This is a genomic window from Zobellia nedashkovskayae (genome assembly GCF_015330125.1).
Lineage (GTDB): Bacteria > Bacteroidota > Bacteroidia > Flavobacteriales > Flavobacteriaceae > Zobellia > Zobellia nedashkovskayae.
In genome coordinates, this window is sequence record NZ_JADDXR010000002.1 from 1,185,170 (window position 1) to 1,205,968 (window position 20,799).

Consider the following 20,799-nt stretch of genomic DNA (forward strand, 5'->3'; position numbering starts at 1 on the left):
TCTTTAGTCTTGGTAGGTTATTAATTTCGCTTAGGGTTCATCCAATCGTCTACACCATCATACAATAATTGAAATATGGTTCTTTCAGTAAGTTTAAATCTGGCAGTAAGGGTCATTCCTTTTTTGATCTCTCCTTTATAACCGTTCTTTAACTCAAGATAGCTTTGATCTATACTGCTCAAAACCCTGAAATATGACATTTGATCGCTAATGGTAATGTTCCGATCAATCTGAATAACCTTTCCTGTAGCTAAACCCCATTGGTTATAGTTATAGGCATCCATCTGTAATTTTACATCTTGGCCTTCTTTAATAAAGCCAATATCTTTTGGCAAAACATAAGACTCTATTACCAAATTATCATCTGGAGATATTTCTGTTATTTGTTGCCCTGCTGACAAGAAACTCTGTTCCCGAAGACCACCGTAATTCATAACCGTACCATTTATTGGTGCGATAATGGCGTACTTTTCCTTTTCCTCTAAAATTTGTTGTTTTTCAGAAGTTGTGTTTGTTATAAGGTCCTCAAGGCTTCTGTTTTCGGCTTGCCATGAACTGATTTGTTGATTTCTAAAACTGTTTAGAGAAGCTTTAGCGTTTACCCAACTACTATTATAATTATCGAATTCTACTGCTGCGATAACCCCGGTTTCAAAAAGTTCTTTGTAACGGAGATATACGGTTTCAGCTTGGCCCACTTTTAAACGTAGCTCTCGTAATTGTTCTTGAAAACTGATGAACTGTTTTTGGTAGATACCAGTTTCCAATTGGCTGAAGTTCTTTACCTGCCCTGTTGCCAGTTTTTGTAAATCAGACAGCTGAGACAAATAATTTTCAAGTAGCTCTTCCTTTAAACGATTTTGAAGATTAAGGTTATCGCTTTCTACCAATAGTAAGGTATCACCTCTTTTTACCACTTGATTATTCTCAAGATCTATAAAAGTTATTCTACCACTTACTACAGATACCAATTGGGTATTTTCGCCAGCGCTTCTCACGACCGACCTACTTTGGGTTGTAACATTTACATGTATAAAAAAGCTTGCGATAAAAACCGCTACCAAAAACGCTAAGGTGCTTACGTAAGTTATACGCATAGTTGAGTTGGTTTAAAATTTAGTATTGAATTATGCCGCTTCTGAGGTAAACGTATAATTTAGAAATTGATAATACGCCTCTGGCATAATAACCTCTTCAATAGATGTCACCTCCATTTCAGAAATTATCTTTTGACCGTTAATTTCTATTTCTGTTTTTAAATGTGATAGAATTTCATTTGAGGCAAGTGAAAGATCAAAAAGTTGGTTTTTTAATTCTGAGCTATTTTGAACTTCATTTACAGTAGCTAAAAGCCTATCGTCTGAACATATAGAAACCTCACCAGTTAATTTAGCCGCAGATAGTATAAAATTATTAGTAATGTGGTACGAACGATTTCTAAACTGGGTTGGCAACGAAAATGCTTCATCTAACCAAACTTCACCCAATACTTCTTTTAATTTGCCTAGATGTTTCTCGGGACTAGGGACTGGCAACAACTTTTTCTGATTTTCATTTACTATCAGAGATATAGCACTGTCTGTAAGAAAAAGTACTTTTTTTTTATTGTTAACTACAGTTATGGAAAAGTTTTTTTCCATATAAACATCAAGTTGAACTTTTTGGCTCTGTGTGACGATATTCTTTTTAATAAGGATCATATAGTATGGTTATATAAATGAATAATTATAGCTCTTTAACTTTTGTAAAGTAACATTATCAAACCACTATAAACCAAACTGAAGAACCCCGTTTTTATAAAAACGGGGTTTATGCACCTATCCACACTATATAAAAAAAGCCGTTCACAATTTATGAACGGCTATGATTTTAAGAACAGTAATAATTAAATCTTAGTACTCCTACCATTAATTTGATTCAAATATAACGGAGACTACCTTTTGCTAAATTATTACTCGCTAAAATAGTCCCTTACAGCATCTACCCAGCAATATGGACACCACCATTCTCCACCACCGATTTCTAACTGCTCATCAATTGTCAATTCTTCTATGTTATTAAAATTTGTAACTTTCATAATTCCTATTTTTTATTGATTATTTGTTCTAATGAAACCTTTATTAATGACTATTACTCGCTAAAATAGTCCCTTACAGCATCTACCCAGCAATATGGACACCACCATTCTCCACCACCGATTTCTAACTGCTCATCAATTGTCAATTCTTCTATGTTATTAAAATTTGTAACTTTCATAATTCCTATTTTTTATTGATTATTTGTTCTAATGAAACCTTTATTAATGACTATTACTCGCTAAAATAGTCCCTTACAGCATCTACCCAGCAATATGGACACCACCATTCTCCACCACCGATTTCTAACTGCTCATCAATTGTCAATTCTTCTATGTTATTAAAATTTGTAACTTTCATAATTCTTATTTTTTATTGATTATTTGTTCTAATGAAACCTTTGTTAATGACTATTACTCGCTAAAATAGTCCCTTACAGCATCTACCCAGCAATATGGACACCACCACTCTCCACCACCGATTTCTAACTGCTCATCAATTGTCAATTCTTCTATGTTATTAAAATTTGTAACTTTCATAATTCTTATTTTTTATTGATTATTTGTTCTAATGAAATTCATGTGTATAGCCAGTTATTGCTAAATACAAAAAAACTACTACTGTGATTAATTCTATCATCCACTTTTTATTCATGACCATTATCATGATCATATTTCGATAAAGCCAACCATAGCGCAATTGGTATCATAATCCAACCTCCATCTAGTTCTTTCTCTTCCTGTTTGGATAGTTCTTTTACTTTCAAATTTTGTAATTTCATAATTTTAGTTTTTAAAATAGGTGATAATGATTCAAATTAATATTCTACTAATGTCCATTGTCATGATCATATCTAGATAATGCCAACCATAGCGCAATTGGTATCATAATCCAACCTCCATCTAGTTCTTTCTCTTCCTGTTTTGATAGTTCTTTTACTTTCAAATTTTGTAATTTCATAATTTTAGTTTTTTAAGGTCTATAATTGATTATTCTGAAATTTTAGGCTTCAGCAGTCCTTTATACGTACTAGATTTATCTAGAATCACCCCCTTTATTTAGGAAGTATTTACTTCTCGTTATGTTTTGGCTTTCTATTTTATATCTAAATACAATCTTGAATATTTATCTTTTTTCTATGATAAGAAAGCTTTAAAATCTCTGTAACTACTTGAATTTGCCATAAAATAATTATCTAAGAATGACCCTTCAGGAAAAAAACCGCCTTCTGTTTGTTTCTTTTCTTGATAGTTTAGCTCTTGTACCTTTAAATTTTTCATAACTTTTATTTTTTAAATTTGAGGAAGTCCAGTAAGGAATTCTCTTATAAAACTATAAACAGCAATGCCATTTCTTATGATAATTAGAATACTACCGTCTTAATTTTGACTAGCTTCTTCTTTACTTAATTCTACCAAATGTTCCATATCATCTTTAATATTTAATTCCTGCCCCCCATGCTATTGACATAATCTTTAAATCGACTCCAGGCATTTTCAACAGCTTCGATAAAACCCCCTCCTTCAATTTTTACTGCTTCTTCATTGTTTAATTCTTTTAAGTCTATCATATTCTTAGTTTTTAATTAATACCTCAGATAATCAAAATCACAATTTTCTATTTGTCCAGAAAATCATTAAATGCTTTATAACTTTCCTTTGCCACTACAGTGCAAATAGTATCCATTAATGAGCCATAGGCAAATAATCTTCCGCCATTACAGTCTTGTGTCTCAAAAGTTGAAATTTCTTCAACTCTAAATTTCTCTATGTTTTTCATTTTTATTATTTTTATTTACTTAAAGAACCCAATACAATTCTAACATAAGCCTCATCTAAATACCTTTTAGGACATGCTAAGCCTGCAGTAATTTGCATAAGTTCTTCGTTTTTTAAATTATCTAATTTCATGTTATTAGTTTTTAGATTAGGACCACAAAATCAATTTGTTAAACCTAAGAGGGTTCCTCCTTATAATTACGGGCTCTCTTGGTATGTAAATATGTATTGGGTCAAAATTTATGGAACCTCCTTCTATGCTTTTCATCTCATCTAGAGACAATTCGCTTATTTCAAATTCTCTTAAATTTTTCATACAACTTTGTTTTAATGATTATTTAAATACGCTTATTATCGCAAGACTACTAGAGCGAAGGTGGGTTCCTAAAAAAATCCTCCTAAAAAAATAATTTCCTTTATTTCATCAATAATATTCCTTCCTCCCTCAGTACTTCTCAACTTCTCCAGTGCCAATTCTTTTACATTAGCCTTGGTTATGTTCTTTTTTTCTTGATTTTTCATATCTCTAGAATTTAATTGGGTCCTGCCCTGTTCCAATCATACCTAAGGTTTGCCCAATACCGATATCAATTCTAGTTATACCACCTTCAGTTTTTCTTAACATCTCAAGAGCCAATACTTTAACTTTTAAATTTTCCGTCTTTTTTGAATTTTTCATCTTTCTAATTTTTTATTATTTGTTAAACAGTAGTACTATTAATGTTACTAGTTGAAGCCAAAACCCGCCTCTTCTGGATACCTGTGTTCTATATATTCCCGTAATGCGTCAGGGTCTACGCTTCCGCCTTCAATTGAGATTAGTTCTGTTTTCTGTAAAGCAATTACCTTGAATAAGTTTGATGTTTTCATAATCTTTTATTTTTAATTCTGTTGTAAACCTAATTTCAGCTTGTCTCATTTTTTGAGACTCTATATTTATTTTTAAAAAGAATTAATTAAGATGTTTATATCTGCCCTATCTCCTTTCTTGATTCAAACTTAGAACCCGTTTGTCTCATTTTTTGAGACTCTCTTAATTTTTTTCTAAACCATAAGAACTTTATAATCACACGCTATAAGCAGCTTATCGCTTTCATGTTTCAAACCTATTGCCGTAGTGTCTCATTTTCTGAGACCAGTAAAATTTTACATAAAAAAAAGCCCAAGATTTCTCTTGGGCTTTTCAGACTTAAAAAGTTGCTATGCGCTCAACAACTAATTCTGTGGTGGTAAAATAAAAAGGCAATGGTAGAAGACATAACAATTGTACCACCATTAATACTAATGGCTTCATTTTCACGCAGCGATTTTACATAAAAACCACATTTAAAACGTACTTCATCTTCATACATAAAGCTTTGCCTGCTTATATCATACACTATAGGAGCTTCTAATGCTTTCATTACATCTATGACCCTATATAACTTGGCTCTAGATATATTTAATCTAGCCGCCAATTCTTCCGGTGTACCGGTAGCATGTAATCTTACCAATTGATCTATACGCTCGATCAAAGAAATCTGTTTGGTTAATTGCTGCATAATTATGATTTTAAGGTTATCTGTTATTACTTATTACCATCTTTTCAGATACACTTATCTTACACCAAGTTCTTGAACCTGAAGTATTACTGGCATTTTTGGCACTTTAGGAATGGGAACACAACCATGCCCGTGAAGACCAATCCAAACTCCCCCGTTAAGTGCTACTGACTCTTGCAATGTTAATTCTGAAACATTTTTCATGTTTTTATATTTAGGATTTATATTAAAACTTTTTGTGATTTCTATTTTTACTTAGGTAATTTTATTTTCAAAAACTTGTCATAATCATGATACTGGGTATCTTGACGGGCCTGCCCTCCGTTTAGCAAGAGATCCTCTTGTTTTTGAAGTTCTGTCAACTACTTTTTCTTAAAAATCAGGTTGTTCTTTTTTACATTTTTGTCTTTCATTATATTTATTTTAATTATCAACCTGGTTATTTACTTCTCTGAGCCTACTTCTGAGTATATCTATATTTCTCAATTTCTTTTAATCTATCAGAGATAGCTCCCAAAGCATTAGAAATATCTCCTCCCTCAACATTCACCTTCTCAAGAGAATCCAGCTCTACCAGAGATTTTTTTTCAAATTGAAGTTCTTTTGGGTTTACATTTTTGTTTTTCATTATATAGGGTTTAATTGATTACATCTTGATTAAAAACAAAAGGAATAGGCCGGTTTATTGGTCGGTTCTGAAAGTTTCATGCAGACACCTACTCCTTTTGTTGATGGCCCTTTGTTAGAATACTTTATAATTAAGCTTCAGTAGGCAAAATTTTTATCACTACTACTAATGATATCTTTCAATTAAAAGAAAGGGGAGGTATTTCTCCTTTGTTCCCCTTTCTTTTCTCTCAAGCAAGCTCTTGTGTGAGCGCACAACTAAAAATAGCAACTTGAGTTAAATGCAATTTGTTAGCTGCATTCTTTCACAAAGAAAAGAAGGAAAAAGGGTGAAAACCAAACGGTTCCACCTTGTTTTTATAAATGAAGTAAATTAAAAAAACCTTTTAAAAAATTGAATTTCAATTGTTTAAAAGGTTTTTATTTGTAAATAAAACTGAAATGAAGTAGAAGTACCTTTTTAAGTATTTATGCTATACTTTGAACTCTTTATTAAGGTTTCTAACATATGCAGATGGAGTTAAACCCGTACTTTCTTTAAAATATTTGCTAAAAGAATCTGCACTTTTATACCCAATTTCTTCTGCAATACCTTTTACGGAATATGAACGCATACGTTTACTATTCTTTAATTCTAAGATGATATAGTCCATTCGGATATCATTAACGAATCTATTAAAATTCGTATCCATAGTATTATTTATTACACTAGAAAGATATGAGGTATTGGTTTTAAGTTTTTTAGCTGTATTGTAGAGAGAACTATCTTGACGCAAGAAATAGCCACTATCTTTGAGCTTATCTAACTTATCTAATAGCTCTTGGATTTTTTCATCTTTTATAGGAGATGTACTGTCATCCACAATTGTACTGGTAGTAGAACTAGATTGTTGCTCTATTTTTTCGGCTTCCTTTTCTTCTACAATTTCAACCGGCTGTTTTTTAGCCTCTTCTTTTTTGACGAGCTCTTTTTCTATATTTCGTGGCAGTTCTTCTACAATAGAAACTGTTTTATTTACCGGTTCAATACTCTTTCTTTCTTCGTACTTCTGAACCGTAGCCATTAATTGAGCAAATTTCTTTTTGTTTTTTGTATAATTAAAAACATACAGCATGAGACCTGCAGCTAATAGAAACCCTAAAATTGAAGATATAAAAGCTATATAACTTTTATATTTTTTCTCGGTCTGTTTCCCTTCAGCAATAATTTCCTTAGTTTTAATTTCATTTAGCCCTTCTTGAGTTTTAAATTTAAGCTTATTAAAATCTTCCTTAGCTGATAAATACTTTTTATAATAGAAATCTCCTTCTTCCGTCTTATTTTGACTTTTAAAAATTTCCGAATTTAGTTCATAAAAATCCATTAAATCTTTCGCAGAAAGTCGGTTAGAAAAATTTTCTTCGTTTATAAGATGGTTTCTATAATATATAGTACTATCCAGATTATTTAAATAGAAGAAAGATTGACTCTTTTTCAGTATTACCTCTAAATCATTATAATCGTAAGACTCTTTTAAGATAGCCAAGCACTCACTATAATAATCTATTGCAGCATTATACTCTTGATTATCAAAAGCTATATCGCCTTTAACCTTAAGAGAATAGTAGTTTGCCGTTTCTGGGTTTTCTAGATGCAATTTTTCGAATTTTTCTAAATATACTTGAGATGAGTCAGAATTTTCCAATTTATTATATAAATCAGCCAAATTCAGTAATAGTATCTCGTGATGCTCTACATCACCGTTAAAAATTTCATTACTATCTCGTAAAAGTGCGTCAAAAATAGAAAGTGCTTTTTTATTATTTCCAAATTTTTTATTCAACAAACCAAAATCTATTTGCATCAAGTTATAGATATAGGACAAATCTGTTTTATCCATCTCTGTAGATAAGTTATTATATATGGCTAATGCATTTTCAATTTGATTTAAATTGTCATACGCTATAGACATGTAATAATAAATATTAAGACTGTAGCGGTCAAAATTGTTTTTTTCAGATATTTCAAGAGCTTTCTCACAGTACTTAATAGCTTTATTATATTCTGAGTTCATTATCTGTAAATCAATTATTAGAAGATAAATACTAACTTGATTGAATGAATCATAATGTTCAAATTTACCTTCAAGCTTATAGGATTCAACCAAAGCTTGATTTAAATTAATACTAGAAAGCTCATAAATAAAATCAATTTTCTTTTTTAAGTCTTCCGAGATTTCTTGGCTAAAAGAAAAATTCATTAGAAAAAAACCGAAAAACACTGTTATCACCTTCTTAAATGCCTGTCCTTGCAAAATTTAAATTTTTATAATGTGAATTACCATAGCCGCCTTTGATTTGGGAGGTTTAAGATAGTAAAACATAACCTATTTTTATAAATATCCGTAATTCTTATTTTGAAATAACTATCACTCACTATACTTTCATCACATCAAATAATTAATAACCACATAATATCTCAAGCATTATGAAATTTAAGAAAAACACTTTTGAAAAAGGAAAATTGAAATTCGACAAGAACACACTTTTAGAATTAAATCAAAATTCCTTAAGAGAAGTAAATGGAGGAGGCAAAAATCTCCCTACGACTCTAAAAAACATTAGTTCATGTATATGTGGGCATATTAATTAAATATAACCTACAAATAACTTAAAAGTGAAGGTCGATACCTCGACCTTCACTTTTTTTTTACAATTTCCAACTAAACCTAATGAAAAAAATTCTATTCATACTATTCATTCTTTTTACTGGCATAACAAGCGCCCAAAAAAAATGGAGTTTAGAAGAGTGTATTTCTTACGCACTAGAAAATAATATTTCCATTAATCAGTTGCGGGTTAATGCTGATATCCAAATACAATCTATTAAAGCAAATAAAGGTTCTCTAATGCCAACTCTATCTTCCGGTGCCAGCCAGCAGAACAACTATTTTGGAAGCGTTAGTACCAGAGGAGATAATTTCTCTACTACCTTAAATTTCCTTGATGCAAATTGGACGGTTTTTAACGGGTTTAAAAACTTGAACAATTATAAAAAGTCTCTTATAGATGGCGAAATTGCCTCTAAAAATATTGAAATCTTGTCTAATGACGTCGCTCTTAATATTGCAAATACCTACTTACAGGTACTACTCAATAAAGAGTTACTGAATGTTGCGAAAAATCAATTAGAACTGTCAAAAAGACAATTGGACATTAGCAAGCAGCAGTTAAAATCTGGTGTTACCTCTGAAGCCAATGTGTACGATGTAGAGGCTACAGTAGCAAGAGATGAACAAACCTTAGTGCAACAGGAAAATACACTCCTATCATCATTATTATTGTTAAAGCAACAATTACAGCTTCCTGTTGAAGAGCCTTTTGACGTAGCAGAGCTTTTAGCAGATAAATTACTTAATAAACTAGAGGTGAGAACACCAGCTACTGTTTATCAAGAAGCGGAAAAAAGTAGACCTGAAATTGAAGCGGCAGAGTTAGGCATAGAAAGTATTTCCAAGAATTTAAAGATTGTTTTAGCTAACTATTTACCAAGTCTAACCCTAGGTTACGGCTATGGAGCTACTTATTCTTACATAAAAGGAGCGCAACATGACAACTTTAGCAAACAGTTAGAAGATAACTTAGGCCATGCAATAACTGCATCATTAAGTATTCCCATTTTCACCGGATTTAGTAATAAAACCAATGTAGAAATAGCAAAACTAAATATAGAAAATGCAGAACTGGATTTAGCCAACGAGAAATTTAATCTCAGACAAAACATTGAGACGGCATATCTTGATGTCCTCAATGCTAGAAAAGCATATGAAGCTTCATTAAAAACATTAAAGTCTAGAGAAATTTCCCTAGACTTTACTGAAAAACGATTTAAAACAGGGACAGTTAATAACTTTGATTTTGAAACCTCAAAAAATAATTTTATCAGTTCTCAATCTAGCGTGGCCCAATCTAAATACGATTACATCTTTAAAGTTAAAGTGCTTCAGTTTTATGCAGGAAACGATTTTAGCTTAAACTAAACTCTACCCACTAAAGCTCCTTAATTTTTATATCTTTAAAAGAAACCATATTACCATGGTCTTGTAAACCTATTTTTCCGGTAGTGAATTTTCCGAAATGGTCCCAATCTGCAAATTTTGATTTGGACACCATAACATTCCACATTTCATTACCAACCGGGAAGTCAACAACATCAGTTCCGTTTAAAGAGATACTTCCTTTTTGCTCTTTATGATTTATGGTAATTACCATATTATTCCATTCGCCTACAGGTTTGGTAACATCTGCAGAAGGTGCTATCATATCATACAACGAGCCTGCTTGGTGAGTTGTACCATTTTTGGCGTCAGGATGTTTCTCATTATCTAACACCTGTACTTCCGGACCAGTCTGGTAGGCCTCAGATAGTTCAGGAGTTTCATTTACACCCCAGAACACACCACTATTACCACCTTCTGAAATTTTCCATTCCAAAGACAAAATAAAATCTGTGTAATTTTTTTTGGTTACTAGATTAAATGCCTCACCTTCTTCTTTTTCCGTTGGAGGATAAAAAACCATGGCACCGTCTTCTAATTTCCAATTCTCGGAAACACCTTCTTTATTATATTCTTTCCATCCGTCAAATGAAGAGCCATCAAAAAGAACCGTCCACTCTGTAGGTGGTTTTTCGGCTTCCGCTTCCGCTACGCGTTCAGATTCCATTTCTTTTTGAGTTTTTTCTGCTTTTTCTTTACAACCAAAGGCTACTACTGCCATAAAAACAATAAGTACTATATTCTTCATAATTCTTGAGATTTAGATATTTAAAAAAAAACGATTCTCTAGCCTGTAAAACAAGAGAATCGTTCTGTATTATTTACTTCTATTGTTCTCTCCTTTTTAAGAGATACCCAATATCTTTTTAAGCATTTCTTTGTCAACTGCTGAACCAGCAAAATCATCAAAAGTTTTCTCCGTTGCTTCAATAATATGGTCTTGAATAAAAATCGCTCCTTCTCGAGCACCTTGCTCAGGGCTTTTAATACAGCATTCCCACTCCATAACAGCCCAAACATCACAACCGTACTGCGTAAGTTTAGAAAAAATGGTTTTAAAATCTATTTGACCATCGCCTAAAGAACGGTATCTACCAGCTCTGTCTCCCCAATCGTTATAACCACCAAAGGCCCCTTTTTTACCTGTAGGGTTGAATTCTGAATCCTTTACGTGAAAGGATTTTATAAACTCATGATAGTGATCTATGTACTCTATATAATCTAACTGTTGTAAAACAAAGTGACTTGGGTCATATAGGATATTTACTCGTTTATGGTTTCCTGTAGCGGCAAGAAAACGCTCAAAAGTATCTCCATCGTGCAAATCTTCTCCTGGGTGAATTTCGTAACAAACATCAACCCCTTGTTCATCAAAATGATTCAAGATTGGCATCCATCTTTTTGCTAGCTCCTCAAAACCCATTTCTACTAAACCAGCAGGTCTTTGCGGCCATGGGTGCCAAGTATGCCAAAGCAGTGCACCAGAGAAAGTAGCATGAGCATTAAGTCCTAATCTTCTACTTGCAGTAGCCGCTTTTTTTACCGTTTCTACGGCCCACTCGGTACGTGCTTTTGGGTTGTTTTTTACTGCATCGGGAGCAAAACTGTCAAACATAAGGTCGTAAGCCGGGTTAACAGCAACCAACTGTCCTTGAAGGTGCGTTGAAAGTTCAGTAATTTCAAGACCATAGGAATTTATTTTCCCTTTAAGCTCGTCACAATAATCCTGGCTCTCGGCTGCTTTATCCAAATCTATTAAAAAACTTTCCCAAGTAGGGATTTGAATACCTTTATAACCTAAATCTGCAGCCCATTTACACATGCCATCCAATGTATTGAACGGTGCCTTACCGTCTACAAATTGCGCTAAAAATACACCGGGACCTTTAATTGTCTTCATACTTCCATTTTTTGTGTTTAGTAAAGGGGAGATTCTTTTTGATAACCTTTTATAGAAAAACCCTATATTTATTTCTCTTAAGTGTTTTTGATACCCTTTTCTTTAGGGAAAATATAAATATAGGCATTACAACAGGTTTAAAACAAAAAATACTACCGTGAATAAAGAAGAAACATTCGACGCTATAGTCATCGGAACTGGAATTAGTGGTGGCTGGGCGGCTAAAGAATTATGTGAGAAGGGATTAAAAACGTTAGTACTGGAAAGAGGTCCTATGGTTAAGCATATTGAAGATTACACCACTATGCACGATGACCCTTGGGACTATCCTTTAAAAGGAGAACTCTCTAAGGAAGATAAAGCTAAATACCATGTGCAAGCCAGGGTAGGCTGGGCACCAACCGAAGACTCTAAGCATTTTTTCGTTAATGATTTAGATCACCCGTATGTTGAAACCAAACGTTTTGACTGGATTAGAGGTTACCAAGTAGGTGGTAGATCTTTAACCTGGGGAAGACAGAGCTATCGATGGAGCGATCTTGATTTTGATGCCAACAGGAAAGAGGGTATTGGTGTAGACTGGCCCGTACGTTACAAAGATATTGCACCTTGGTACGACAAAGTAGAAAAATATATTGGGGTAAGCGGAGAAGCTCTAGGATTGTCGCAATTACCAGACGGAATATTTCAACCTAAAATGGACTTAAATTGTGTTGAAGAAGATTTTAAAGCTTCAGTTGCCGAGAAATTTGAAGATGGTCGTTTGATTACTATAGGTCGTACAGCACACATAACTGACCCTGAAGCCGATTTTGAAGGTAGAGGTACGTGTCAAAACAGAAATCGTTGTTGGAGAGGTTGCCCTTTCGGGGGATATTTTAGTAGTAACTCCTCTACTTTACCTGCTGCGGAACGTACCGGAAATATGACGCTACGTCCACATTCTATTGTTTACGAAGTGATGTATGACGATACTACAAAACAAGCTACCGGTGTTAAAATTATTGATGCCGAGACAAATGAAAAAATAGAATTTAAAGCAAAGGTTATTTTCCTATGTGCCTCTGCAATGGCATCCGTGGGCATTCTTTTACAATCAAAAAGCGAGCGCTTTCCAAACGGACTGGGCAATGATTCTGATGCGCTTGGGCGTGGCATTATGGACCACCACTACAAACTTGGTGCATTTGGCAAAGTAGATGGACATTTAGATAAATATTATAAAGGAAGAAGAGCCAACGGATTTTATATTCCGAGATTCGTAAACCTTGATCAAAAAACCAAACGCGAAGGCTATTTAAGAGGCTTTGGCTATCAGGGGAGTGCAAGTCGCGAAGATTGGTCTGCAGACATTGCCGAAATGAGTTATGGTAAAGACCTTAAAGAGTCTATTCTTAAACCCGGCCACTGGCAAATTGGAGTTACAGGTTTTGGTGAATTTTTACCCTATGATGATAACCGCGTAACACTTAGCCAAACTAAAAAAGATAAATGGGGTTTACCTCAATTGGATTTTGACGTGGAGTTTAAAGAAAACGAATATAATATGCGCAAAGACATCAAACAGGAAATCGTAGACATGTTCAAAGCTGCTGGTTTCAAAGATGTAGAACCTTATGAAGAATCTAGCGGACCAGGCTTAGGTATTCACGAAATGGGTGGTGCACGTATGGGCCATAGCGCTAAAACCTCTATCATCAACAAAAATAACCAGATTCATACCGTACCGAACGTGTATGTGACTGATGGCGCTTTTATGTCATCTTCAAGTTGCGTTAACCCCTCGCTTACTTATATGGCATTTACAGCTAGGGCAGCAAACCATGCCGCAGAACAAATAAAAGCGGGCAAATTTTCATAAATGATGTATAACGACCGATAAATCAACCTGATATTCTAAAATTTCACTAAAATTGTTCGGTCGTTTGTATCTTGCTGAAATATATTTCTCACGTTAACCGTGAAAAATACGCTAACCGCAATAACTATATGGAAAACGCTTCAGCCCGAAATTTATGGGGAGACTACCTAGATAAGCACTTAGAACATGCTTTTGTAGATACACCCAAAGTAGTTCATTTTTGCAATAATGAATTGGATGCCAACGAATGTGCGGCATTAGTCAAAAAAGGCATCAAACGAGCAACATCTCCTTGTTTGCTAGGCCTTCAGAACCTTAACCAACCATTACCTAAAATTGGCGACTTCATGATTGTAACCAATTGGGAAGGTGAAGCACAGTGCATTGTTAGAACCACGGCCGTAAAACTGAAACCTTATTTTAGTATTGATGCAGCTTATGCCGAATTAGAAGGTGAAGGCGATAAAAGCTTAGCTTATTGGAAAAAGGTACATTGGGACTACTACACCAAAGAATTAGCCGCTTTTAATCGCAAGCCTAACGAAAGCATGATTATTGTCTGCCAAGAATTTGAAAAAGTTTTTGCTCGGTAATCTATTCCAAAAGAAATCACTCAAAATATCATCAGAAAAGCTCCATTACATCTGTAACGAGCCTAATTCTTCATTGGGAATACGCCGTAAATAGCACTTATGCTATATTGTGATACTAAGAGCTACTTTATTATAAAGTTTTTTTACCTTGTACAGCATCAATGTAAACAAATTCAACTATGCGCATCTCAACGCCCAAAATACCAGCATTTAGCATAATTTTTTCTTTGTTCGGTTTCTTTTTATTCTTATCTGCTCAAGGTCAAGCTCCAAAATGGGAAAATCCTGAATGGGAAAATCCCGAAATATTTCAAATTAATCGTGAAGCGTCTACAGCTTCTTTTTATCGATATGAAACCGCCCAGAACGCATTAAAAAATGACAGTTGGGAAAATTCTCCCTTTTACCAATCATTAAACGGAGATTGGCTTTTTAACTATGCTGAAAATGTCATGGCTAGACCTGTAGATTTTCAGAATCCTGATTTTGATTCGTCCTCCTGGAATGCCATTCCAGTACCTTCCAATTGGGAACTTGAAGGACACGGCACTCCTATCTATACTAATGTAGTATATCCATTTCCAAAGAACCCTCCCTTCATTCCTCATGACAAAAACCCCGTAGGAAGTTATAAGCGCGATTTTGAGGTTTCCGATGACTGGGATGGCAATACGATCTATTTACATTTTGGAGGTGTTAGCGGAGCAATGTATGTTTGGGTAAACGGTCAAAAAGTAGGCTACAGCGAGGGCAGTAAAACACCTGCTGAATTTGATATTACCAAATATATTCAAGCAGGAAAAAATTCACTTGCCGTACAGGTGCTTCGTTGGTCCGATGCAAGTTATATGGAAGATCAAGATTTCTGGCGTCTAAGCGGTATTGACCGTGATGTCTACCTATATGCCACGAAGGCAACCACCATTAAAGACTACCGTGCTATTGCCGACCTAGAAAACAATTATTCTGATGGTCTTCTTAACGTTAGCCTGGAACTGGAAAACACAGCCAAAAAAGCAAAAGGATTTAAAGCAACCGTGCAACTCTTAGACGGTGACAAAGAACTCTATTCCGAAGAAAAAGAAGTCATTTTCAATGGAGATTCAGCTATAGTAACTTTTGAAAAATCCCTAAAAAGCATAAAAACTTGGAATGCCGAAAAACCTAACCTTTACACTTTACTTTTCGTTCTTAAAAACAAAAAAGGAGTTGTAACCGAGGCCGTAAGTTCTAAAATAGGCTTTAGAAAAATTGAAATCAAAAACAACCAGTTCTTGGTCAACGGTCAACCTGTTCTTATTAAAGGTGCCAACCTACACGATCATGATGAAACCACGGGTCATGTTATTAGCAAAGAGGTAACACTAAAAGATATGGAGGTAATGAAGCGCAACAACTTAAATGCTATACGTTGCAGTCATTATCCTAAAAATGAGTTTTTCTATCGCATGGCAGACAAATATGGTTTTTACATAGTTGATGAAGTCAATATTGAAATCCATGGTATGGGAACTACCAACCAAGGTCTTGATAACGATGAGGAAGCTAAGAAAATACACCCAGCCTACAGACCAGAATGGAAAGCCATGCATTTAGACCGTACCAAAAGAATGTACGAACGCGACAAAAACTACACTTCTATTGTTACTTGGTCTTTGGGTAACGAAGCGGGTAATGGAGAAAATTTCTTTGCTACTTATGAATGGCTTAAAAAACATGATGCTACTCGCCCTGTTCAATACGAAGGAGCCACCCAATATGCGAATACGGACATTCAAGCGCCAATGTACGCAACTATAGAACAGACTATTAAATATGCCGAAAACGACCCTAAAAGACCTCTTATTCAATGTGAGTATGCCCATGCCATGGGGAATAGCGTTGGTAATCTTCAGGATTATTGGGATGTTATTGAAAAATACGACGTGTTGCAAGGTGGTTTTATTTGGGATTGGGTTGATCAAGGCCTAAAAACAAAAAATGAAGACGGTGTTGAATTCTATGCCTTTGGAGGAGATTTTGGTGCTTCGGACCTACAAAATGACAATAATTTTTGCTTAAACGGATTGGTGAATCCTGACCGTTCGGCTCACCCCGCTTTATATGAGGTAAAAAAGGTATATCAATATGTAAAGTTTAAATCGAATGACCCTAAATCAGGTAAAATAACGATTACCAACAAATATGATTTCACCAACCTTTCAGAATATAATTTCAATTGGAAATTGTTCAAAGACGGTATTGAGATACATGCTGGAACCATTCCTGATGTAGCAGTAGCTCCGTATGAGTCTAAAGAGTTTCAGATTGCCCTACCGGAATTGACCGACGAAAAAGCTGAATACTTCTTGAATGTTTATACAACCACTAAAAGCGCTGACGCTCTTATACCTGAAGATTACTTATTAGCCTATGAGCAATTTAAGCTGACCGATTTTACCCCCAGCGTTTTTGAAATGGAAACCAGTGGACTTTCGGTTACTAATGTAGATGGCACCGTAAAAATTAAAGGAGAAGGATTTGAAATCGGTTTTAATAGCACTGATGGTAGCTTGACAACATTAGACTACGGCCAAGGCAACCTAATTAAAAAAGGACCGAACGTAAACTTCTGGCGCGCACCTACCGATAATGATTATGGGTACAATATGCCTAAACGTTTAAACGTCTGGAAAGAGGCTACCGAAACTCAAAACCTGACGAGTTTAAAACTGAACTCCAATGACGGCAAAAAAGTCATTGACGCTGTAAAACTTAGTAAGAATCCGTTTAAAATTAAAAACGATTTAAAGCTTACGGCCACGTATAATTTACCTTCTGTACAAGGAGAAGCAACAGTAACCTATGCTATTAATAACAAGGGAGATATTTTAGTAAGTACAGACCTTTCTAACATTAAGAATAGCCTGCCCATTGTTCCTCGTTTTGGAAATAACTTTATCATAAACTCGGCATACGATAATGTGAGCTGGTACGGTAGAGGTCCACATGAGAATTACCAAGACCGAAAAACTTCGGCAATGGTGGGCACCTATAATGCAAAAGTAAAGGACCTATACTTTGAGTACATACGTCCACAAGAGAATGGGAACAGAACCGATATCCGTACGTTATCATTTTTAAATAAAAACGGTAAAGGAATTCAAATTTCTTCATCAAAACTGTTTGGTTTTAGCGCCCATAACCAATACAATTCAGATTTTGATGAGGGCATGGAAAAACAACAGCGCCATACCTATGATATTCCTCAAAGAGACCTTATCAACATCAACATTGATTATAGTCAAATGGGTGTTGGAGGCGATAACAGCTGGGGACTATTACCACACGAAGAATATCAAATTAAACCAGATAATTTATCTTTTAGTTTTATGATACTACCGGTAAAATAAGGGTATATATCAGCTAATGTGATCAGAAACAAAACACCCCGAAAGCTAAATACTTTCGGGGTGTTTTTATGTGATGTAGAAATTTAGACGATTTAATCTTCCAATTCTACCCAAGTATTTCCGTTTTTATTGGACTCTACTGTAGCCTCAATGAAATTCATACCACGAACACCATCGGTCATGGTTGGATACTCACCACTGTCATATTGCTCTCCTCTTATGGCTTTCGCCACACCAAGGTAGATATTAGCCATAGAATCAAAAATACCTTCAGGGTGCCCTGGAGGAAGTTTTGTTCCTCCTAAAGATAGTTCACTGTTATACGCATGACCTGGTTTGTATATCTGAGTTGGTTTTGTATCACTCATTACATACAGATAGTTAGGATTCTCCTGCTCCCATTTGAAAGCCCCTTTTTCGCCGTAAATAGCTATGGCAAGTCCGTTTTCTTCACCTGTAGCAACTTGACTACTTCGGATGATACCTTTTACATGATCACTCATTCTAATAAGAACCGTTCCATCAACATCCATCTGGTTATCTTCATACAAATAGTTGAAGTCGCTCAAAATAGACTTAATTTTTAAACCTGTGGTGTATTCTACCATATTAAAGGCATGCACCCCGATATCTCCAATACAAGAACTGATACCAGCCTTTTTAGGATCCAAACGCCAAACTGAAGAACGCTTTTCTTGATCATGAATAATTTCATTGATCCAACCTTGGTAATACACAGCATCTACTTTATGAATCCTTCCTAGCTCTCCGTTCTTAATCATTTCGCGCATTTGGCGAACCATAGGGTAGCCGGTATACGTATGCGTTAAGGCAAAAACAGTACCTGCCTTTTCATGAGCCGCTTGTAGTTTTTTAGCTTCTTCCAAGGTGGTAGTCATTGGTTTTTCGCAAATAACGTTAAAACCGTTTTCCAACAATTTTAAAGCCATTGGAAAGTGAAGAAAGTTAGGTGTAAGAATAGAACATACTTGAATACGTTCATCTTCCGGCAATTTCATTTCTTCTTCAATCAACGTATCAAAATCCTTGTAGATACGATTTGTAGGCACATCTATTTCTTTGGCAAAAGCCATATTCTGCTCAAAATCTGGGTTGAAAACCGCCCCAACAATTTGATAGTTATCATTTATATGAGATGCTACACGATGTAGTACACCTATTAGAGAGTCACCACCTCCACCTAAAATTCCGAGTCTGATTTTCTTTGGCATTTTGTAAACTTTTTAATTTGTAAAAAACCCATATTGGGACTTTTGTGTTCCTTATTTTTTAAGAGTTTGAATTTAATAAAATAACTATGATTTATAGGCTATTTTTTCATTTTTGAACAAAATAACGAACAGTACTAGCACTAAAAATGCAAAAGCGGAAGGATACAACCAAATTATGCTCCAGTCATGTTGTCCGCCATCAATTAAATAAGCATCGGTAATAGCACCAGCTACCCAAAAACCAATGAGCATACCTATCCCGTAAGTAGCCAAAGTAATCAGACCTTGAGCCGCACTTTTATATTTTGCACCTGCTTTACTATCCGTATAAATCTGGCCGGAAACAAAGAAAAAGTCATAACACACACCATGCAAAGCAATTCCCGTCAACAACATAAAGACCAGTTCTCCTGTATTTCCATAAGCGAACATTAAGTATCTCAACCCCCAAGCCAACATTGCCGCTACAATAGTCATTTTAAAACCGAAACGTTTAAAAAAGAACGGTAAGAGTAAAAGAAAAAGGATTTCTGAAATCTGACCAATAGTCATCTTACCTGCCGGGTTTTCAACTCCAATTTCCCCTAAAAACTGACCAGCATGTTGGTAATAGAAAGCCAAGGGAATACAAATAAGAACCGAAGCCAAAAAGAAAATAAAGAAATTACGGTCTTTTAAAAGTGCCAATGCATCTAGTCCTAGAATATCTGCCAACTTTATTTTCTGCGACCTGTCTGCTGTAGGCGGGGTTTTAGGTAAGGTGAAACTAAACACACCCAATATGGCAGATGATATTGAGGCCATTAAAAAGGTGTTTCGTAAAAAACCTTCCATAATACCATCTTGAGAATCCCAATTAAAATAGCTAATAAGCAATCCTGCGGTTATCCATCCAATAGTACCAAAAACACGCACAAGAGAGAATTCTTTGGCCGGGTCTTTCATTTGATTGAAAGAAACCGAATTAACCAAAGCCAAAGTAGACATATACATAATCATATAAGCCAACAGAAATGGGAAAAATCCCGAGAAATCTGTTGCTTGGTACATGGCATACATTAACGCAGCGCCTATTAAGTGTAGCACACCTAAAATACGTTCTGCGTTAAAATACCTGTCGGCAATAAGACCAATAATAAAGGGCGCTAAAATAGCGCCCCATGATTGTGTTGAATACGCTAAAGCTATTTCACTTCCCGTAGAACCTAGCGTATTAGGGAGATATATACCCAAGGTAACGAACCAACCGCCCCAGATAAAGAATTCCAAAAACATCATTATTGAAAGCTGTGCTTTGATCTTTATGGTCATTGATAAGCGTGCTAATGTTTGTACGTAATGTAATTTGTTCGAAGTGATTCCAAACCATTTGCCGCAAAATCGACATCAATTAGGGCTCTATAGTGAGTGGACTCGTTTATAATATGAAAAAGCATGTCCTGCATGGTATGAATTAACAATTTGTCCTCATTGTTTTCATAATCTATTCGCTTATCAAAATCTTCGGCTTCAGAGGTAATATCAAATGAATTACGTTGATTTTCATAGTGAATATCACCCCAAGTGCTTACCTCATGTAATTGGCCTAGTTTATATTGAGGTTTTCGTTTGGAAATATGCTCATTATAAATATGGTGAATATTCAACATTTCAGAAAATAGCGCAACACTTTTCTCCGGCATAACATTGAGTGCACTAGCCTCAATAATTTTTTTGTTGCAATAGAAATTATAGTCGAACAGCTGATTGAATAATACTTTCAC

27 protein-coding genes are annotated in these 20,799 nt (G+C 34.9%); 4 read left to right on the forward strand and 23 right to left on the reverse strand.

All coding sequences use genetic code 11. The features are described 5' to 3' along the window. Window positions 1-20 precede the first annotated feature (20 nt). The 18 genes from IWB64_RS05075 to IWB64_RS05125 form a co-directional block, all read right to left on the reverse strand. The gene (locus IWB64_RS05075; RefSeq protein ID WP_194532972.1) at window positions 21-1,097 is read right to left on the reverse strand and encodes an HlyD family secretion protein; all 1,077 of its coding nucleotides are present in this window, start codon (window positions 1,095-1,097) and stop codon (window positions 21-23) included. Window positions 1,098-1,127: 30 nt separating this feature from the next. Next, window positions 1,128-1,640: a hypothetical protein gene (locus IWB64_RS05080; protein WP_194532973.1), complete on the reverse strand. Its 513-nt coding sequence runs from the start codon at window positions 1,638-1,640 to the stop codon at window positions 1,128-1,130. A 311-nt stretch (window positions 1,641-1,951) separates the two neighbouring features. Further along, window positions 1,952-2,077, reverse strand: coding sequence for a hypothetical protein (locus IWB64_RS20490; protein ID WP_262893334.1), 126 nt, complete (start codon window positions 2,075-2,077; stop codon window positions 1,952-1,954). Between the two features lie 53 nt (window positions 2,078-2,130). After that, entirely contained in the window at window positions 2,131-2,256 is a 126-nt protein-coding gene (locus tag IWB64_RS20495; RefSeq protein ID WP_262893334.1) for a hypothetical protein, read from the reverse strand. Window positions 2,257-2,309: 53 nt separating this feature from the next. After that, a complete protein-coding gene (locus IWB64_RS20500; RefSeq protein ID WP_262893334.1) occupies window positions 2,310-2,435 on the reverse strand; it encodes a hypothetical protein in 126 nt (41 codons plus the stop codon). 53 nt (window positions 2,436-2,488) lie between these two features. After that, the gene (locus IWB64_RS20505; RefSeq protein WP_262893334.1) at window positions 2,489-2,614 is read right to left on the reverse strand and encodes a hypothetical protein; all 126 of its coding nucleotides are present in this window, start codon (window positions 2,612-2,614) and stop codon (window positions 2,489-2,491) included. A gap of 107 nt (window positions 2,615-2,721) precedes the next feature. Next, on the reverse strand, window positions 2,722-2,856 hold the full coding sequence (locus IWB64_RS20510; RefSeq protein WP_262893335.1) for a hypothetical protein: 135 nt from the start codon (window positions 2,854-2,856) through the stop codon (window positions 2,722-2,724). Window positions 2,857-2,903: 47 nt separating this feature from the next. Beyond that, window positions 2,904-3,035 carry a hypothetical protein gene (locus IWB64_RS20515; protein ID WP_262893336.1) on the reverse strand — a complete coding sequence of 44 codons (132 nt, stop codon included), beginning with the start codon at window positions 3,033-3,035 and terminating at the stop codon, window positions 2,904-2,906. 176 nt (window positions 3,036-3,211) lie between these two features. Continuing rightward, a complete protein-coding gene (locus IWB64_RS05085; RefSeq protein ID WP_194532974.1) occupies window positions 3,212-3,355 on the reverse strand; it encodes a hypothetical protein in 144 nt (47 codons plus the stop codon). 161 nt (window positions 3,356-3,516) lie between these two features. After that, a complete protein-coding gene (locus IWB64_RS20520) occupies window positions 3,517-3,645 on the reverse strand; it encodes a hypothetical protein (protein ID WP_262893337.1) in 129 nt (42 codons plus the stop codon). A 47-nt stretch (window positions 3,646-3,692) separates the two neighbouring features. Beyond that, window positions 3,693-3,854 (reverse strand): hypothetical protein, encoded by a 162-nt coding sequence (locus IWB64_RS05090; protein ID WP_194532975.1) that lies wholly within the window; start codon window positions 3,852-3,854, stop codon window positions 3,693-3,695. 383 nt (window positions 3,855-4,237) lie between these two features. Next, complete coding sequence (locus IWB64_RS05095) at window positions 4,238-4,375, reverse strand: hypothetical protein (RefSeq protein WP_194532976.1); 138 nt, start codon at window positions 4,373-4,375, stop codon at window positions 4,238-4,240. Window positions 4,376-4,379: 4 nt separating this feature from the next. Next, window positions 4,380-4,532, reverse strand: a complete 153-nt coding sequence (locus tag IWB64_RS05100) for a hypothetical protein (protein ID WP_194532977.1) — start codon at window positions 4,530-4,532, stop codon at window positions 4,380-4,382. Window positions 4,533-4,579: 47 nt separating this feature from the next. After that, on the reverse strand, window positions 4,580-4,723 hold the full coding sequence (locus IWB64_RS05105) for a hypothetical protein (RefSeq protein ID WP_194532978.1): 144 nt from the start codon (window positions 4,721-4,723) through the stop codon (window positions 4,580-4,582). 338 nt (window positions 4,724-5,061) lie between these two features. Continuing rightward, window positions 5,062-5,394, reverse strand: coding sequence for a hypothetical protein (locus tag IWB64_RS05110; RefSeq protein ID WP_194532979.1), 333 nt, complete (start codon window positions 5,392-5,394; stop codon window positions 5,062-5,064). 54 nt (window positions 5,395-5,448) lie between these two features. Further along, a complete protein-coding gene (locus IWB64_RS05115) occupies window positions 5,449-5,598 on the reverse strand; it encodes a hypothetical protein (RefSeq protein ID WP_194532980.1) in 150 nt (49 codons plus the stop codon). 253 nt (window positions 5,599-5,851) lie between these two features. Continuing rightward, window positions 5,852-6,022, reverse strand: coding sequence for a hypothetical protein (locus tag IWB64_RS05120; RefSeq protein ID WP_194532981.1), 171 nt, complete (start codon window positions 6,020-6,022; stop codon window positions 5,852-5,854). Window positions 6,023-6,494: 472 nt separating this feature from the next. Next, entirely contained in the window at window positions 6,495-8,261 is a 1,767-nt protein-coding gene (locus IWB64_RS05125) for a helix-turn-helix domain-containing protein (protein ID WP_194532982.1), read from the reverse strand. A gap of 471 nt (window positions 8,262-8,732) precedes the next feature. Here IWB64_RS05125 and IWB64_RS05130 point away from each other — a divergent pair, with 471 nt between their 5' ends. Continuing rightward, on the forward strand, window positions 8,733-10,040 hold the full coding sequence (locus IWB64_RS05130) for a TolC family protein (protein WP_194532983.1): 1,308 nt from the start codon (window positions 8,733-8,735) through the stop codon (window positions 10,038-10,040). Window positions 10,041-10,050: 10 nt separating this feature from the next. Here the strand turns inward: IWB64_RS05130 and IWB64_RS05135 are convergent, their stop codons facing one another. Both IWB64_RS05135 and IWB64_RS05140 read right to left on the reverse strand, forming a co-directional pair. Continuing rightward, window positions 10,051-10,806 carry a 3-keto-disaccharide hydrolase gene (locus IWB64_RS05135; protein WP_194532984.1) on the reverse strand — a complete coding sequence of 252 codons (756 nt, stop codon included), beginning with the start codon at window positions 10,804-10,806 and terminating at the stop codon, window positions 10,051-10,053. A gap of 96 nt (window positions 10,807-10,902) precedes the next feature. Next, window positions 10,903-11,958: a sugar phosphate isomerase/epimerase family protein gene (locus tag IWB64_RS05140; RefSeq protein WP_194532985.1), complete on the reverse strand. Its 1,056-nt coding sequence runs from the start codon at window positions 11,956-11,958 to the stop codon at window positions 10,903-10,905. 157 nt (window positions 11,959-12,115) lie between these two features. Here IWB64_RS05140 and IWB64_RS05145 point away from each other — a divergent pair, with 157 nt between their 5' ends. From IWB64_RS05145 to IWB64_RS05155, 3 genes are all read left to right on the forward strand, one after another. Further along, window positions 12,116-13,819, forward strand: a complete 1,704-nt coding sequence (locus IWB64_RS05145) for a GMC oxidoreductase (RefSeq protein WP_194532986.1) — start codon at window positions 12,116-12,118, stop codon at window positions 13,817-13,819. A 128-nt stretch (window positions 13,820-13,947) separates the two neighbouring features. After that, window positions 13,948-14,412, forward strand: coding sequence for an ASCH domain-containing protein (locus tag IWB64_RS05150; RefSeq protein WP_194532987.1), 465 nt, complete (start codon window positions 13,948-13,950; stop codon window positions 14,410-14,412). Between the two features lie 179 nt (window positions 14,413-14,591). Next, a complete protein-coding gene (locus tag IWB64_RS05155) occupies window positions 14,592-17,804 on the forward strand; it encodes a glycoside hydrolase family 2 TIM barrel-domain containing protein (protein ID WP_194532988.1) in 3,213 nt (1,070 codons plus the stop codon). Window positions 17,805-17,896: 92 nt separating this feature from the next. On the opposite strand, the gene IWB64_RS05160 is transcribed toward IWB64_RS05155, so the two are convergent. The 3 genes from IWB64_RS05160 to IWB64_RS05170 all read right to left on the reverse strand — a co-directional run bounded on the left by IWB64_RS05160 (window position 17,897) and on the right by IWB64_RS05170 (window position 20,799). Further along, window positions 17,897-19,036 (reverse strand): Gfo/Idh/MocA family protein, encoded by a 1,140-nt coding sequence (locus tag IWB64_RS05160; RefSeq protein WP_194532989.1) that lies wholly within the window; start codon window positions 19,034-19,036, stop codon window positions 17,897-17,899. A gap of 84 nt (window positions 19,037-19,120) precedes the next feature. Next, a complete protein-coding gene (locus IWB64_RS05165; RefSeq protein WP_194532990.1) occupies window positions 19,121-20,347 on the reverse strand; it encodes an MFS transporter in 1,227 nt (408 codons plus the stop codon). Between the two features lie 11 nt (window positions 20,348-20,358). Further along, on the reverse strand, window positions 20,359-20,799 hold the full coding sequence (locus IWB64_RS05170; RefSeq protein ID WP_194532991.1) for a damage-inducible protein DinB: 441 nt from the start codon (window positions 20,797-20,799) through the stop codon (window positions 20,359-20,361).

Excerpts from the sequence above, each read along its gene's own strand:
- IWB64_RS05075 (WP_194532972.1), bottom strand. The coding sequence starts at position 1,097 with ATGCGTATAACTTACGTAAGCACCTTAGCGTTTTTGGTAGCGGTTTTT.
- IWB64_RS05080 (WP_194532973.1), bottom strand. The coding sequence starts at position 1,640 with ATGGAAAAAAACTTTTCCATAACTGTAGTTAACAATAAAAAAAAAGTA.
- IWB64_RS20490 (WP_262893334.1), bottom strand. The coding sequence starts at position 2,077 with ATGAAAGTTACAAATTTTAATAACATAGAAGAATTGACAATTGATGAG.
- IWB64_RS20495 (WP_262893334.1), bottom strand. The coding sequence starts at position 2,256 with ATGAAAGTTACAAATTTTAATAACATAGAAGAATTGACAATTGATGAG.
- IWB64_RS20500 (WP_262893334.1), bottom strand. The coding sequence starts at position 2,435 with ATGAAAGTTACAAATTTTAATAACATAGAAGAATTGACAATTGATGAG.
- IWB64_RS20505 (WP_262893334.1), bottom strand. The coding sequence starts at position 2,614 with ATGAAAGTTACAAATTTTAATAACATAGAAGAATTGACAATTGATGAG.
- IWB64_RS20510 (WP_262893335.1), bottom strand. The coding sequence starts at position 2,856 with ATGAAATTACAAAATTTGAAAGTAAAAGAACTATCCAAACAGGAAGAG.
- IWB64_RS20515 (WP_262893336.1), bottom strand. The coding sequence starts at position 3,035 with ATGAAATTACAAAATTTGAAAGTAAAAGAACTATCAAAACAGGAAGAG.
- IWB64_RS05085 (WP_194532974.1), bottom strand. The coding sequence starts at position 3,355 with ATGAAAAATTTAAAGGTACAAGAGCTAAACTATCAAGAAAAGAAACAA.
- IWB64_RS20520 (WP_262893337.1), bottom strand. The coding sequence starts at position 3,645 with ATGATAGACTTAAAAGAATTAAACAATGAAGAAGCAGTAAAAATTGAA.
- IWB64_RS05090 (WP_194532975.1), bottom strand. The coding sequence starts at position 3,854 with ATGAAAAACATAGAGAAATTTAGAGTTGAAGAAATTTCAACTTTTGAG.
- IWB64_RS05095 (WP_194532976.1), bottom strand. The coding sequence starts at position 4,375 with ATGAAAAATCAAGAAAAAAAGAACATAACCAAGGCTAATGTAAAAGAA.
- IWB64_RS05100 (WP_194532977.1), bottom strand. The coding sequence starts at position 4,532 with ATGAAAAATTCAAAAAAGACGGAAAATTTAAAAGTTAAAGTATTGGCT.
- IWB64_RS05105 (WP_194532978.1), bottom strand. The coding sequence starts at position 4,723 with ATGAAAACATCAAACTTATTCAAGGTAATTGCTTTACAGAAAACAGAA.
- IWB64_RS05110 (WP_194532979.1), bottom strand. The coding sequence starts at position 5,394 with ATGCAGCAATTAACCAAACAGATTTCTTTGATCGAGCGTATAGATCAA.
- IWB64_RS05115 (WP_194532980.1), bottom strand. The coding sequence starts at position 5,598 with ATGAAAAATGTTTCAGAATTAACATTGCAAGAGTCAGTAGCACTTAAC.
- IWB64_RS05120 (WP_194532981.1), bottom strand. The coding sequence starts at position 6,022 with ATGAAAAACAAAAATGTAAACCCAAAAGAACTTCAATTTGAAAAAAAA.
- IWB64_RS05125 (WP_194532982.1), bottom strand. The coding sequence starts at position 8,261 with ATGAATTTTTCTTTTAGCCAAGAAATCTCGGAAGACTTAAAAAAGAAA.
- IWB64_RS05130 (WP_194532983.1), top strand. The coding sequence starts at position 8,733 with ATGAAAAAAATTCTATTCATACTATTCATTCTTTTTACTGGCATAACA.
- IWB64_RS05135 (WP_194532984.1), bottom strand. The coding sequence starts at position 10,806 with ATGAAGAATATAGTACTTATTGTTTTTATGGCAGTAGTAGCCTTTGGT.
- IWB64_RS05140 (WP_194532985.1), bottom strand. The coding sequence starts at position 11,958 with ATGAAGACAATTAAAGGTCCCGGTGTATTTTTAGCGCAATTTGTAGAC.
- IWB64_RS05150 (WP_194532987.1), top strand. The coding sequence starts at position 13,948 with ATGGAAAACGCTTCAGCCCGAAATTTATGGGGAGACTACCTAGATAAG.
- IWB64_RS05155 (WP_194532988.1), top strand. The coding sequence starts at position 14,592 with ATGCGCATCTCAACGCCCAAAATACCAGCATTTAGCATAATTTTTTCT.
- IWB64_RS05160 (WP_194532989.1), bottom strand. The coding sequence starts at position 19,036 with ATGCCAAAGAAAATCAGACTCGGAATTTTAGGTGGAGGTGGTGACTCT.
- IWB64_RS05165 (WP_194532990.1), bottom strand. The coding sequence starts at position 20,347 with ATGACCATAAAGATCAAAGCACAGCTTTCAATAATGATGTTTTTGGAA.